Origin of the sequence: Streptomyces sp. NPDC060000 (assembly GCF_042737375.1) — a bacterium.
Taxonomy (GTDB): Bacteria; Actinomycetota; Actinomycetes; order Streptomycetales; family Streptomycetaceae; genus Streptomyces.
Map to the genome: position 1 here is coordinate 82,870 of NZ_JBHWUU010000024.1, position 14,323 is coordinate 97,192.

Consider the following 14,323-nt stretch of genomic DNA (forward strand, 5'->3'; position numbering starts at 1 on the left):
GTCGGAGCGGGGTGCACTCCGGCGGCGCTGCAGCCACCGACTCCGGATGTCTGACGTGCCCCTGATCGGACTTATCCACAGGCCAAGCGGAATTTCATGATCCGCGAGATCGTCTGCGCATGACGAATCACAGCGAAACGACTGGATCCTCCGAAAACGGCGACATCACGGGACGGGACGGGGAGGCAGGACGGGGCGGAAGCGCGCCGTACGAGGGGCTGTCGGCGAACGCCGAACACTCGGCCTACGTCAGCCACACGATGTACGGCGGAACCGCTGAGCATGGCGCAAGGGCCGCCGACCACCAGGTCACCCTGCGCACTCCGGGGGAGCTGGCCGACGCCCTGCCCTACCTGCTCGGGTACCGGCCGGAGGACAGCATCGTCCTGGTCGCCCTGCACGACCGGGACGGACGGGGCCGGTTCGGAGGCCGCGCCCGGCTCGGCATTCCCGCGAACCCGGACGACTGGGGAGCCGTCGCCCAGCAACTGGCACAAGGGCTCGTCAAGGGCAGCGAACGGCGAGGTACCCGCCCCGCGAACATGGTCGCCTACCTCTGCCAGGAGCCGGCGAAGGGGGAGACCGGCCGTCAGGTCATGGAACGGCTGCAGTCACTGGCTCACCGACTACGTCTCGAATGCGGACGCCTCGATGTCCCCGTGATCGAGGCGCTTTGCATTTCCGACGGCCGGTTCTGGTCGTACTGCTGCGGGGGCAAGGGCTGCTGCCCGGTCGAGGGCGTACCGATGGGGCTGCCCGGCACCTCGGTGCTGGCCGCGGCCGCGACCTACGCGGGGATCCAGGTCCGAGGCACCTTGCGCGAGTTGCGGGCTCGGCTGTTGCCCCTGGAGACCGGTGCCGCACTGGAACAGGAGGTCGCCCTGGACACCGCCGGCATGGCGCTCGTCCCCAGGATTCTCGACGAGGCGAGCCGTCCGGCGGTGGCCGAGGAGACGCTCGAGCTGGCCCGACGTGTCATGCGCCGCCTCGCCGAAGCGCCCGTCGTGTCGGGTGTTCTCCTGGCGGACCACCGAGACGACGAACTGCTGGGATTCGACGAGGCCGCGGCTCTGATCCTCGGCCTCCAGGACCGTGTGACGCGTGACCGGTCGGCGCAGTGGATGGAGGGCGACGAGGCGGCCCCCGCCCTGCGTCTCTGGCGGGCGCTGGCGCGGCGTTGCGTCGGACCCTACGGCGAGCACGCGGCGGCCCCCCTCACCCTCGCCGGCTGGGTCGCCTGGTCCAGCGGCGATGACCTCGAGGCGAGGGAGGCCCTCGCCATGGCCCTGGGCGCGGACCCGGACTATCTCTTCGCCCGCCTCCTGCACCAGGCCTGCAACGAAGGCCTCGACCCCGAGTCGGTACGACGCTGCCTGCGCGTCGAGCGTGAGGGACACGGGCAGCAGACGGCGGCGGAGAGGCCGGGCAGTGCGCCGACGGCCCAGGACGGCGAGGAGCCCGAGGGCTTCGACGGCCCGCGGGGTACGGGCGGTACGGAGGTTCCTGCACGCCCTCGCGGAACTGGGAAGGACGACGGGCCTGCCGACCTCCGCTGTCCGGGGGCGGAGAACCACCCCGGCTACGGAAGCTGCCCCGACCAAGGTCGCTGCTCCGGCCAGGAGTACTGCCCCGACCCAGGGCACTGCCCCGGGGAAGGAAACTGCGGCGGCGCATCGAACGACGCCGGCGGCCCCGGCGAAGCCGAGCATGCGAGCCGCACCGACGAAGTGGACCCGGCAGTCCCGCACAGCCGAGCCGCCTGCGCACCGGGACTCGTGCCGACGTCCGCGCCTCCGACTGCTCGTAGGCGTCGCCGGGTCCGTCCCGCCGGCGCCGGCGTGGACCACACACAGGTTGCGGCAGAGGTGGAGGAAGGCCGGGAGCCGGAACGCCGCGCGCGTGGAGCGAACGAACTTCGTGCTCGCACATCGAGGCCGCACCCCACGCGTCCTGCCGCGCCGGGCCGAGGAGGAGCCCGCACGCGCCCGGTGGGGAGGGCTTCCACGCGCCGCGTCGGTGATTACCCGGAAGGCCGGCGGTCCGACGGCGGCGACATCACGGAGAAGGGGTGACGCCGACGGCCGTGTCGCCGTGCAGGAGGGACGGGGGGCCTCTGTGGGCCGCCGACGAGGACCGCAGTCACGCCGACGCTCCGTCCTGCCCCGCGTTGCCCTGCCCGCTGAACGCGTGCGGTCCCTCGTGCCTCCGAAATCGGCGCGGCATGCCCCTGAGGCGGCCGGGAGTATCCGGATCCGGCCTCCATTCGGGGCTGCCCGCGGCCCAGGGGCGTGACCTGGCGGAGTGCCGCCCCGTTCACCTGAGTGGCGGAACGCCTGCACGGGCGTGCCGCCGCAGCACACCCGCCCTGCCGGAGCCTTCCACCCGGCCTCGACCAGGCCCGAGGCGCACAGAGAGCAGAAGAAGTCACGCATGCATCAGCCGACTCCGCCCTCCGCCGCCGACGAACGCTCCAGCGACAGCCCCCCGGTGCCGGCCCAGGGCGCGCGGACCACGGGGCCCGAAGGAAGCCCTGGTCTGTCCGCCGACAAGTGCATCCACGGCACGTCCCTCTTCCCGTCCTCCTTGCCGGCCGGCGCGGCGCGGCGCCCACCGCCGCCTTCGTCCAGAGGTGCCGGACCTCCACCGGGGACGTCGAACCAGCCCGGTTCTGTCGGCCTGCCCCCCGCCCACACGGCGATGATCTGCGTCGCCCTGCCGGGCCTCGCCATCTCGACGGATCAAGGGCAGCTGACGGGGCGCGGGCTGGAGGGGATCTACCACGCGGGCCGGCGCATCCTTTCCCGTTGCCAGGTGCGGGTGGCGGGACGCGAACCACTGGCGGTCCAGGCCCGGATGACCTCCGCCGACCGGGCCCTTTTCGTCGGAACCCTCCGCGTCACACCACACGGAGGCCCGGACCCGGACATCGTCGTCGAGCGGACGCGTTCCGCCGACGGCACGGAGTGGATCACGCTGCACAGTGCCGCCGCCCGGCCGCTACGCCTCCCGGTCGAGGTGGCCCTCGGCACCGACCTGGCCGACCTGGGGGCGATCGCGTCCGGCACCGTGGGGCCCGAACTTCCCGCCAGTGTCCACGACTGCGGTCTGCGGTGGTCCTGTGCCACCGGCGCCTCGTGCGTCACCGCCGACCCGCCCCCGGCCGACGCGATCGCCTCCGCGGGCCTGCTGCGCTGGGAATTCGACGTGCCCCCCGGCGGCACGGTCCGCGTGGAGCTGAGAGCCCGCCTGGACGATGTGGGGCCGGTCCGAGCCGTGGGCCGGGCGGCTACCAGTCCACTGGCTCCGGCACACGCGACGGGCGACGATCCGCGTGTCCGGGCGCTCCTTGCGAGGAGCGTCGAGGATCTTCAGGCCCTGCTGGTGCGGGATCCCGCACACCCCGCGGACACCCATCTCGCGGCAGGGGCGCCGTGGCGCTGCGGCCTGGCTCCGGCGGAGGCGCTCGCCGCGGCCCGCATGACACTGCCTCTCGGTACCCGTCTGACCTCGGGCACGCTGCGCACGCTGGCCCGGACCCAGGTCACCGGCCCCGGACCACGGTGCGGCATGATCCCCGGCCCCCGGCGGGACGCGGGCACGCACCTTCCGCCGGGCTGCACGGGGACCGAGGCCACCCTGCTCTTCCCGGTGCTCCTCGCGGAGGCCCGCCGGTGGGGCCTGCCCGATCAAGAGACGGAGGAACTGCTGCCGGCGGCCGAGCGCTGCCTGACCTGGCTGCGTACCACGGTCGGCGAAGGGCCATATCTGAGCGAGCCCCAGCCCGGTGGTCCCGTTCGCTGCGAGACACAGGCCCACGCCCACCGGGCCGCACTGCTCGGCGCCGACCTGCTCGACGCCTGCGCCAGACCGGGCGGTGACGGACTGCGGGAGTGGGCCCGGAAGCTGCGCGCCACCTTTCGGCGTGACTTCTGGATCGACGACCCCGGCGGGGGCCGGCCCGCGGCCGCCCGAACCGCGGACGGGCGACCGCTGCCCCACCTCTGCGCGACGGCCGTCCACCTCCTCGACACCGGTTTGCTGGGCGGTGGCGTCCACGCTCCCGGGCTGTTGGACAGGGTGCAGACCGAACGCCTCGCCCGTCTCCTGGGCAGCCCTCTCATGGACTCGGGCTGGGGCCTGCGTGGCCTCGGCGCCAAGGAGGCCGGCTACAACCCCTTCGGCCACCGCAGTGGTGCCGTCCGGGTCCACGAAACGGCGATCGCCGTCGCCGGTCTGGCCGCCGCGGGCTACGAGAAGGAGGGCGCTGCACTGCTGCGGGGCGTACTGGCTGCGGCCGAGGCCTTCGGACACCGCCTTCCTGAGATGTACGCGGGGGAGCAGCGGGGTGACGGGCGAGCCCCCCTTCCCCATCCGGCCGCCTGCCGCCCCGCCGCCACCGCGGCGGCGGCCGGCGTCCTGCTGGTGACCACCCTGGCCGGCGTTCGGCCCGACGCCCCGGCCCGAACCGTCACGCTGCGCCCCCTGCGCAGCGCGCCCCTCGGGGAGATCGGCCTGATGGGGCTACGAGTCGCCGGCGCGCCCTTCTCCGTACGGGTCGGTCGGCTCGGTCTCGCCATGGTTGAGGAAGCGGCCGACGGGCTGCAATTGGGAGTGTGACCTCGCACGACAGGGTTCCGGACGGCGGTCCGGGAGAACGGCGACGGCCGTGCGATACCGGAGTGGATCAGCCATCGAAGCGGCCGACGAAGGGAGTGTTTATCGTCAGGAAGACGACTATGATCGCCGCATGCCCTACGACCCGTCAGCCTTTCCGCCCTTCGCCGTCACCGTGGACCTGGTCGTGCTGACCGTGCGCCGCCATGCCCTGTGTGCGCTGGCGGTGCGCAGGGGCGAGGCGCCGTTCCAGGGGCGGTGGGCCCTCCCGGGCGGCTTCGTGCGGGAGGACGAGGATCTCACCCAGGCCGCGGCGCGCGAGCTGGCCGAGGAGACCGGACTGCGGGCCCACGACCCCTCGGCTCCGGCCTATGACAACGGCGCTCACCTGGAACAGCTCGCCACGTACGGAGACCCCAAGCGCGACCCCCGGATGCGCGTCGTGAGCGTCGCGCACCTGGCGCTCGCCCCGGACCTGCCGGCTCCGCGAGCGGGCGGGGACGCCAGCAATGCCCGGTGGGCGCCCGTCGAGGAACTGCTCGAGCACGGCGGGTACGGCCGTGACGGTGAACCGGTCGCACCGCTGGCCTTCGACCATGCCCAGATCCTCGCGGACGGCGTCGAACGGGCCCGTTCCAAGATCGAGTACTCGTCTCTCGCGACCGCGTTCTGCCCCACCGAGTTCACGGTCGGCGAGCTCCGCCGCGTCTACGAAGCGGTGTGGGGCGTGGCGCTCGACCCGAGGAACTTCCACCGGAAGGTGACGGGCACGCCTGGCTTCCTGGTGCCCACCGGCGGTACCACCACGCGGCAGGGCGGCCGCCCCGCCCAGCTGTTCCGGGCGGGCGGTGCGACCTTGCTCAACCCGCCGATGCTGCGGCCCGAGGTGTGACGTCGGCCCGCCTTCGCCACTGACGGCGGGGAGGGACCCCGGGCAGGCCGGGGCAGGTCCCTGCGGCCGGATGGAGGATGCCACTGTGCGGTGTCCGTAAAAAACGGATATAGCGGGCTACCTTGCTACGGGTGATCCAGGCCTTCGGACTGACCAGCAACGCCCGCAAGGCGCTTCCGCCCGCCGTCGACGATGTCTCCTTCGAAGCGCACGCGGGCCGCGTCACCGTGCTGCTCGGTGCGCCGGGCGCGGGCAAGACCACGGTGCTGAGGCTCCTGCTCGAGCTTGAACAGGGCCGTGGCCTCGCGTACTTCAGAGGCCGTCCGCTGCACCGCATCGCCCACCCCTCGCGTGAGGTCGGCGTCCTCCTGGGCGATGTGCCGGGGCACCCCGCCCGCACGGTCCGTGGCCACCTGCGCATGCTGTGCGCGGCCGCCGGTGTTCCGGTGCGGAGGGCCGACGAGGTGCTCGAGGTGGTCGGCCTGATCAGTCTGCGCGACGAACGCCTCGGCACCCTGTCCCGTGGCATGGACCGGCGGCTGGGCCTGGCCTGCGCTCTCCTCGCGGACCCGCACACTCTCGTCCTCGACGACCCGGCCGAAGGGCTCTCCGGGCGCGAGAGCCGTTGGCTGTACGGAATGCTGCGCGCACACGCGGACCAGGGCGGCACGGTCCTGACCACGACGACCGACCCCAAGGAGGCCGCTCGCACCGCGGACCGGGTCGTCACCCTGGAACGGGGCGCACTCGTGGCCGATCAGGAGGCCGCCGACTTCGCCCGTACCCGGCTGCGACCCCGGGTGGCCGTGCGCAGCCCACACGCCGTCCGTCTGGCCAGCCTGCTCACGCGGGAGGCCCGAGCCGCGCAACGCTCCGTCGAGGTCGTACAGGAGGAAGGCAACCGGCTCTCCGTTTACGGAAGTAGCTGCGCCCATGTCGGCGAGACTGCGTACCGGCACAACGTTCTTGTCCACCAACTCGCCGACGAGACAGGGGATATGGGGCCCGGGGCGGGAGTTGCGACTCCGCGGCGGACGCGCCCCGAGGCGGCGCCCGGCATCTCGGGGCAGGCGGGCCAGGAACCCTCGGGCGGGGAGCCGGCCACCGTCGCCGCCTACGAGCCGAACCCGGGACACCTGGAGGCCTCGGGGGACGCATGTGCGGCGAACGGGACCCTGCGGACCGGCGTCGCGCTCGCGCCCCATAGCTCTGAAGAGGCCGGACGGCCGGCGTCCTCCGCGCCGTACCGGCCGGCCGATGCGCCGCCTCACGACGGCATCCCGGCTTCCGAAAGCGGCCCCCCGCCCCGTGCTGCCGCCACGGCGGCCGACCATCAGGTTGCGGGCACTCCGGGCGCGGCAGCGAAGCCGAGTGCCGCTGCACGGCATCCCGCCGCTGAACCGGCTGCCCGGGCGGCCTCGCTCGTCCGCGGGCTCCGGCGGTCCGAGGGAGCCGACACCGACGACGGCCCCACCCCAATCGCCGGTCTCTCCGCCTCCGACTCCCCGCAAGCGCCTTTCATGCCCTTCGCCCGGCGCTCCGCACGCCGTTCCGCGCCCCGCAGCTTCGACACCCTGCCCGCCCTGCCGCCCCCCATCTCCGTCCGCTCCGCCCCCAGCCCCCTGCGCCCGCTGCGCTATGAACTGCGTCGCGCCACCGGCATCAGCACCGGATTCCTCACCGGTGCCGCCGTACTGATCGTCTCCGCCCTGACCGCCGTACTGCTGACGCGCGTGGGCCACACCCCACAGGCGCGGCTGCTGGCCGCCTGGCCCGCGGAGCTTCCGTTGCCGCCCGCGGCACTCGGTTCGGGACTGCTCGGCGCGCTGGCCTTCGGAGACGAATTCCGCCACCCCGCCCTGGCCGCAGACCGCGGCACGGTGCCCCGGAGGCTGGGTGTACTGACCGCCAAGCTGCTCGTGGCCGCCCTCACCGGGCTGATGCTGGCCTTCCTCACGGTGGGCTGCGACGCCGAAGCGCTCTATCTCGTCTACGGACGGGAGGTCGCACAAGTTCCCGCAGACTGGCTCTCATTGAGTGCGAGCTGGTTCGGCCTCGTGGTCGGCTGCGCCTGGGCCGGTGTGCTGGCCGCCGGTGTCTTCCGATCCACTACGGCCGGACTGGCGGCGGTGGTCGCCATGCCCGTCGTCGTCCTGCCCGTCGTTCAGAAGGTCGTGGAGGGCGCGTCCGTGCGGACGGCGGCCGGATTCTCGACCCGGTTGCGCGAGACGCTGCTGGTGCAGTGGCCCTTCGGGGGAGATCGCTACGTGGCCGCCGCGGCGCGAGTGATCGTCCAACCGGTCGGCGGCGCAATGACATTGTCCCTGACGGCGCTGCTGTGCGCCTACCTGATCACGACCCTGCGCAGCAAGACCCGATGACCGCCGTGTGGACCGATCCGATCCTCGTGTGTGCGCAACTCCCCGGAGAAAGCCCATTTCTTTCCGATAAGGCGTCAATTGCGACGGGGTGAGCGATCACCCTTTCGTGTGCTTTTCACCAAAGACCTCAAGGGAGTTGGGAGCAACGCCGACAAAGACTCCGTGAGTACCCTTGCGCACACCATGATGACCGCCGCCCGCTCCACCGACTCCGGTCTGGCTGGCCCGGGCGAACTCGACCGCTACCCCTTCGCCGAGGCCCCCGTGACCGAACGTGTCGGAGCCCCCGTCTGGGAGTCCGCGGAACCCGAGCTGGGCCGCGTGGGCCGCCGCGCCGCGGGCAACCGCGGACGCGGGCTGCACGGCCAACTCGTCCAGCAACTAGGTCAGATGATCGTCTCCGGGGACCTGGGCGCCGACCGGCCGCTGGTGCCCGAGGAGATCGGCCAGCGGTTCGAGGTGTCCCGCACCGTCGTCCGCGAGTCGCTGCGCGTCCTCGAGGCGAAGGGCCTGGTCAGCGCCCGGCCGAATGTCGGCACGCGCGTACGCCCCGTGAGCGACTGGAACCTTCTCGACGCGGACATCATCGAGTGGCGGGCGTTCGGTCCCCAGCGGGACAATCAGCGTCGCGAGCTGAGTGAGCTGCGCTGGACGATCGAGCCGCTGGCCGCCCGCCTGGCGGCAGGCCACGGGCGCGCCGACATCCAGCAGCGACTGTCCGACATGGTGGAGATCATGGGGCACGCCATGGCGCAGGGTGACGCGCTCACCTACTCACGGGCCGATGCCGAATTCCACTCGCTGCTCATCCAGGTCGCGGGTAACCGCATGCTGGAGCACCTCTTCGGGATCGTGTCGTCCGCCCTTCATGTCTCCGGCGGCCCCGTCACGGGCTGTGACCGGCCGAACGACGCGTCACTGGGACACCACGGCCGGATCGCCGACGCCCTCGCGGCGGGCGACGGCACCGCGGCCGAGACGGCCATGCGGCAGCTGCTCACCGTTCATCCCGAGGTGGAGCGCGTCGTGCCGGCGCCGCGCGAACACTGACCGCACCGCGCAAACGGCGGGGGGATGTCTCCCCTCTCCCGCGTCGTCGTCGGCCGCTCCATCGCACGCCCCTCGGACCCCGCAGAACCCGTCACGGGGCTTGCGGGGTCCGACGGGCGACGCGGCGGAACCGACCGCGACAGTGCCGGTAGGCTTCACGGGTGACCTCATCTGCCCGCGTCTGACCTTTTTTGAGCGCTTACGGGGTGTGACTCGGGCCACGAAGATTGGGCGTAACGCTTGTGGAAACAACGCGATGACCTAAGAGGTGACTGCCGCGGAGGGAATACGGACGCCGTTCAAGGCGCTGTGACTCCTCCCGGCCCCCGCCCGCGCCGTCGGCCCACCCCCAGGCCGGTGGTCGGCTCCTGTCCGTCACGGACGGGGCCGGAAGCCGTTTTCCAACGTTCCGAGAGGTTGTTCGTGTCGGCCAGCACATCCCGTACGCTCCCGCCGGAGATCGCCGAGTCCGTCTCTGTCATGGCGCTCATTGAGCGGGGAAAGGCTGAGGGGCAGATCGCCGGCGACGATGTGCGTCGGGCCTTCGAAGCTGACCAGATTCCGGCCACTCAGTGGAAGAACGTACTGCGCAGCCTCAACCAGATCCTCGAGGAAGAGGGTGTGACGCTGATGGTCAGTGCCGCGGAGCCCAAGCGCACCCGAAAGAGCGTCGCAGCGAAGAGTCCGGCCAAGCGCACCGCCACCAAGACGGTCGCGGCGAAGGCGGTGACCACCAGGAAGGCCACCGCCACGGCCGCTCCGGCCACCCCGGCCGGTCCCGATGTGGACGATTCCGCAGAGGAAGCCGCCCCCGCCAAGAAGGCGGCTGCCAAGAAGACGACCGCCAAGAAGGCGGTCGCGAAGAAGACCGTCGCCAAGAAGACGGCGGCCAAGAAGACCACTGCCGGCAAGGACGAGGCCGAGGTTGCCGAGGACGAGGTCCTTGAGGACGCCAAGCCCGAAGAGGAAGAGGAGGGGGCCGAGAACAAGGGCTTCGTGCTCTCCGACGACGACGAGGACGACGCGCCCGCCCAGCAGGTCGCCGTGGCAGGTGCCACCGCCGACCCGGTCAAGGACTACCTGAAGCAGATCGGCAAGGTCCCGCTGCTCAACGCCGAGCAGGAGGTCGAGCTCGCCAAGCGCATCGAGGCCGGTCTGTTCGCCGAGGACAAGCTGGCCAACGCCGACAAGCTCGCTCCGAAGCTCAAGCGCGAGCTGGAGATCATCGCCGAGGACGGCCGACGCGCCAAGAACCACCTCCTGGAGGCCAACCTCCGTCTGGTGGTCTCACTGGCCAAGCGTTACACCGGCCGCGGCATGCTCTTCCTGGACCTCATCCAGGAGGGCAACCTCGGTCTGATCCGCGCGGTCGAGAAGTTCGACTACACCAAGGGCTACAAGTTCTCCACGTACGCCACCTGGTGGATCCGTCAGGCGATCACCCGCGCGATGGCCGACCAGGCCCGCACCATCCGTATCCCGGTGCACATGGTCGAGGTCATCAACAAGCTCGCGCGCGTGCAGCGTCAGATGCTCCAGGACCTGGGCCGCGAGCCCACCCCGGAGGAGCTGGCCAAGGAACTCGACATGACCCCGGAGAAGGTCATCGAGGTCCAGAAGTACGGCCGCGAGCCCATCTCGCTGCACACCCCGCTGGGCGAGGACGGCGACAGCGAGTTCGGTGACCTCATCGAGGACTCCGAGGCCGTGGTCCCGGCCGACGCGGTCAGTTTCACGCTCCTCCAGGAGCAGCTGCACTCCGTCCTCGACACGCTGTCCGAGCGCGAGGCGGGCGTCGTCTCCATGCGCTTCGGTCTCACCGACGGTCAGCCGAAGACCCTCGACGAGATCGGCAAGGTGTACGGCGTGACGCGCGAGCGCATCCGCCAGATCGAGTCCAAGACCATGTCGAAGCTGCGCCACCCGTCCCGTTCGCAGGTGCTGCGCGACTACCTCGACTAGGTCGTAGCCGTCGACGCCGAAGGCCCGGTCTCCCGTCCGCGCTTTCTACGGGTCGTTGCAACACGTGGTCGGTTTGATCAGGCCGCGAGGAGTTTATGCAGGCGCTCGGCTGGGGTTTCCCAGCCGAGCGTTTTGCGTGGGCGGCCGTTGAGTTCGGCGGCGACGGCGTCCAGGCGCTCACGGTTGTGGCCGGCGAGGTCGGTGCCCTCGGGGAAGTACTGTCGCAGCGAGCCGTTGGTGTTTTCGTTGGAGCCGCGCTGCCAGGGGCTGGCCGGGTCGCAGAAGTAGACCGGGATGTCCGTGGCCACGGTGAAGGTTGCCGTGGGCTGCCATCTCCGAGCCCTGGTCCCAGGTCAGTGACCGGGCGAGGTGGGGCGGCAAGGTCTGGACGGTGGTCACCAGGGCGTCGCGGACGTGTTCGGCGCTGCGGCCGTCGGGCAGGTGCAGGAGCATGACGTAGCGGGTGGCGCGCTCGACGAGGGTGCCGATGTCGGAGGCTCCGTCCTTGCCGATGATCAGGTCTCCCTCCCAGTGGCCGGGCACGGCCCGGTCCCCCGCCTCTGCGGGGCGCTCGCTGATCATGACCATCGGGGTGGTGAACCGCGGCTGGCGCTGCTGGGCCTGGCGGCGGGGCTTGCGCCGGGTGCGGCCGGTGCGCAGAGCGCGGGCCGGCTCGCGGCGCACTTCGCCCCGGCCCTGGACGTAGAGGGCCTGGTAGACCGTCTCGTGGACCACGTGCATCTCCGGCCGCTGGGGGAAGTGCCCGCATGAGCTGGGAGTATGCCTCCCGCCAACGCACCAGTTGCTTGCGGCCCTGGGCCACTGTCCGAACCTTGCGGATCTCGAAGCCCATCGCATCCCCTGAACTGGGGTGTTGCGACGACCACGAGAACGGAAGGTCCAGGGAGCCGGGCCTTCGGCGTCGACGCTGGAGTGCGAGGCGCCTCGCACTGGATGACTCTGGGTGTTCATCGATCACTCCAGAGTCAGGAGCGCCCATGCGTCGTCCCTTTGTCCGGGCCCTGTCCCGGCCGTTGATCCTGGCGGCCGCGGCAATGGCCATACCCTTGGCCGCCGCCGCCCCGGCAGCCTCCGACGACGTTGTGGTGGGTAGCTTCCCCGTCGACGTCTCCCAGAGTCCGTGGACGGTCGCGCTGTCCAGCCGTGACCGGTTCGGAGGTATGCGCTCGGGGCAGTTCTGCGGAGGCGTGGCCGTCGGCCCGACCACTGTGCTCACCGCGGCCCACTGCATGGGCGAGGACGTCCTGGGAGCGCCGCCCGGGCAGCTGGCCGACCTGAAGGTCGTCGCGGGCCGTACGGACCTGTACGAGGACACCGGGCAGGAGGTCTCCGTGCGGAGTGTCTGGGTGAATCCCGGCTACGACAGTTCCAGTAACGCCGGGGACTTCGCCGTACTCACCCTTGCCGAGGCACTCCCGGCGAGGGCGGTCATCGGCATGGCTGCCGAGGGCGATCCGGCGTACGCGGCCGACACGGACGCGGTCGTCTACGGCTGGGGCGACATCACCGGGTTCGGCGCCTACGCCCGCACCCTGCGGGCGGCTCGGGTCCACGTGCTGGCCGACGCGCGGTGCGAGCAGGCCTATCCCGGCACCTCGAACGGCACCTACGACGCGCGGAGCATGGTGTGCGCGGGGGAGGTGCGGGGCGGCCGTGATGCCTGCCAGGGGGACAGCGGCGGACCGCTCGTCGCCCAGGGTCGGCTCATCGGGCTCGTGTCGTGGGGCAGCGGCTGTGGACGTCCGGGAAGTCCAGGCGTCTACACGCGTGTGTCCGACGCCGTACGGACGCTGGGGTGGGCGCGGGCACCGGAAGGCGCTGCGAAGCCCGCTGCGGGCGCCTGAGCGAGCCCTGGCGCGCATGAGCCCACCAGCCCTGGCGCGCACGGGCCCACTTCTGTCCGTGGGCCCACTTCTCAGCCTGCCTCGTGCCATGAGAGCGGGCGGCCGCCCCTGGGGACAGGGGCGACCGCCCGCATACCGGCCTGTGCCGGTTCTGGCTCGTCGTGGACGCGCAGATCAGCGCTCTTCTTCCGGAGTGGAGGCCGGAACGGTCGTCAGCCGCTCTGTCTCGTCCTGTATCTCAGCGGCGATCTTCTTGAGTTCCGGCTCGAACTTGCGGCCGTGGTGGGCGCAGAAGAGCAGTTCTCCGCCGCTGAGCAGCACGACGCGTACGTACGCCTGGGCGCCGCAGCGGTCGCAGCGGTCAGCGGCCGTCATCGGGCTCGCGGGGGTCAGAACAGTAGTCACGTCGCCTCTTCTCTAGCTCGACGAGCTGTCGTACCAGGGTCAACATCCAACCAGCCCCAAAACGTTCCCGCTTGTGGCTTGTCCTCGAAAAAATCTTTCCGAGGTGGCCGTCTGCTGCCGGTTTGGCGGCGAATGTGCCGTATTGCGTGGTCTGTGGTGCTTACGGTTTCGCGCTGTCGGTCATGGTTCCATCCTCCCGGCCGGCTTGCCGGTTTGTTCATGAGGACGTGCCCGGAGCCTAAATGGTTCATGCCCCGAAGGGAACGTGATATGTACTTCACTCCATCGAGGGATCGAACACGCATGCGACGCTGGACTAGTCTGAGTTGAGACGAGGGTGGCGTTACAACGGCTCTACCAGGCCTCGGTACCCTCTTGGCGGCAACCCAAGCCGCGCCCTTACCCAGAAGGGCCCCAAGTGAAATTCAGCGAGGAGCGAACCGCGTGACCGCCGAAACGTCCGTGCCGTCCACAGCGCTGCTGGCAGGAGCAGACCGGGACGGTTCCAACTACACCGCGCGGCACCTGCTCGTCCTCGAGGGCCTCGAGGCCGTGCGGAAGCGCCCGGGTATGTACATCGGCTCGACGGATAGTCGTGGGCTGATGCACTGCCTGTGGGAAATCATCGACAACTCCGTCGACGAGGCCCTGGGCAACTATTGCGACCACATCGAGGTGATCCTCCACGACGACGCCTCGGTGGAGGTCCGTGACAACGGCCGTGGCATCCCCGTGGACATCGAGCCCAAGACAGGACTGTCGGGCGTCGAGGTCGTCATGACCAAGCTGCACGCCGGCGGCAAGTTCGGCGGCGGATCCTACGCCGCCTCCGGCGGTCTGCACGGCGTCGGCGCCTCCGTGGTCAACGCCCTCTCCGCCCGACTCGACGTCGAGGTGGACCGGGGCGGCCACACGCACGCGATCAGTTTCCGGCGCGGAGTTCCGGGCGCCTTCGCCGCGGACGGCCCCGACTCCAAGTTCGAGACCGGCGGTCTGCGAAAGGTCAAGAGGATCGCCAAGAACCGCACCGGCACAAGGGTGCGGTACTGGGCCGACCGCCAGATCTTCCTCAAGGACGCCAAGCTCTCGCTGGAGAACCTGCACCAGCGTGCCCGCCAGACCGCGTTCCTGGTGCCCGGCCTGACCATCGTCGT

The 14,323-nt window shown here is 71.0% G+C and carries 9 protein-coding genes and 1 pseudogene; 8 read left to right on the forward strand and 2 right to left on the reverse strand.

What is annotated here, in order from left to right:
* The first annotated feature begins 119 nt into the window (after positions 1-119).
* The 6 genes from ACFWBB_RS15360 to ACFWBB_RS15385 all read left to right on the forward strand — a co-directional run bounded on the left by ACFWBB_RS15360 (position 120) and on the right by ACFWBB_RS15385 (position 10,899).
* A complete protein-coding gene (locus ACFWBB_RS15360; protein ID WP_385271303.1) occupies positions 120-2,072 on the forward strand; it encodes a DUF4192 domain-containing protein in 1,953 nt (650 codons plus the stop codon).
* A gap of 625 nt (positions 2,073-2,697) precedes the next feature.
* On the forward strand, positions 2,698-4,617 hold the full coding sequence (locus ACFWBB_RS15365) for a glycogen debranching N-terminal domain-containing protein (protein ID WP_385271340.1): 1,920 nt from the start codon (positions 2,698-2,700) through the stop codon (positions 4,615-4,617).
* 130 nt (positions 4,618-4,747) lie between these two features.
* On the forward strand, positions 4,748-5,506 hold the full coding sequence (locus ACFWBB_RS15370; protein WP_385271306.1) for an NUDIX domain-containing protein: 759 nt from the start codon (positions 4,748-4,750) through the stop codon (positions 5,504-5,506).
* A gap of 131 nt (positions 5,507-5,637) precedes the next feature.
* Positions 5,638-7,887, forward strand: a complete 2,250-nt coding sequence (locus tag ACFWBB_RS15375) for an ATP-binding cassette domain-containing protein (protein ID WP_385271309.1) — start codon at positions 5,638-5,640, stop codon at positions 7,885-7,887.
* A 162-nt stretch (positions 7,888-8,049) separates the two neighbouring features.
* A complete protein-coding gene (locus ACFWBB_RS15380) occupies positions 8,050-8,937 on the forward strand; it encodes a FadR/GntR family transcriptional regulator (RefSeq protein ID WP_385271312.1) in 888 nt (295 codons plus the stop codon).
* A 423-nt stretch (positions 8,938-9,360) separates the two neighbouring features.
* A complete protein-coding gene (locus ACFWBB_RS15385) occupies positions 9,361-10,899 on the forward strand; it encodes an RNA polymerase sigma factor (RefSeq protein WP_385271315.1) in 1,539 nt (512 codons plus the stop codon).
* Positions 10,900-10,976: 77 nt separating this feature from the next.
* Here the strand turns inward: ACFWBB_RS15385 and ACFWBB_RS15390 are convergent.
* Positions 10,977-11,658, reverse strand: a pseudogene (locus ACFWBB_RS15390) (IS30 family transposase); the annotation flags it as partial.
* 239 nt (positions 11,659-11,897) lie between these two features.
* Between ACFWBB_RS15390 and ACFWBB_RS15395 the strand changes: the two are divergent.
* The gene (locus tag ACFWBB_RS15395; RefSeq protein ID WP_385271318.1) at positions 11,898-12,764 is read left to right on the forward strand and encodes a serine protease; all 867 of its coding nucleotides are present in this window, start codon (positions 11,898-11,900) and stop codon (positions 12,762-12,764) included.
* Between the two features lie 174 nt (positions 12,765-12,938).
* Here the strand turns inward: ACFWBB_RS15395 and ACFWBB_RS15400 are convergent, their stop codons facing one another.
* Entirely contained in the window at positions 12,939-13,169 is a 231-nt protein-coding gene (locus tag ACFWBB_RS15400) for a hypothetical protein (RefSeq protein ID WP_307165791.1), read from the reverse strand.
* A 444-nt stretch (positions 13,170-13,613) separates the two neighbouring features.
* Between ACFWBB_RS15400 and ACFWBB_RS15405 the strand changes: the two genes are divergently transcribed.
* Positions 13,614-14,323: ATP-binding protein (locus tag ACFWBB_RS15405; RefSeq protein ID WP_385271322.1), on the forward strand; the 710-nt coding region annotated here is incomplete at its 3' end.

What these genes read in the sequence shown, in the direction of transcription:
- ACFWBB_RS15360 (WP_385271303.1), top strand. Translation starts at nt 120, where the DNA reads ATGACGAATCACAGCGAAACGACTGGATCCTCCGAAAACGGCGACATC.
- ACFWBB_RS15395 (WP_385271318.1), top strand. Translation starts at nt 11,898, where the DNA reads ATGCGTCGTCCCTTTGTCCGGGCCCTGTCCCGGCCGTTGATCCTGGCG.
- ACFWBB_RS15365 (WP_385271340.1), top strand. Translation starts at nt 2,698, where the DNA reads ATGATCTGCGTCGCCCTGCCGGGCCTCGCCATCTCGACGGATCAAGGG.
- ACFWBB_RS15370 (WP_385271306.1), top strand. Translation starts at nt 4,748, where the DNA reads ATGCCCTACGACCCGTCAGCCTTTCCGCCCTTCGCCGTCACCGTGGAC.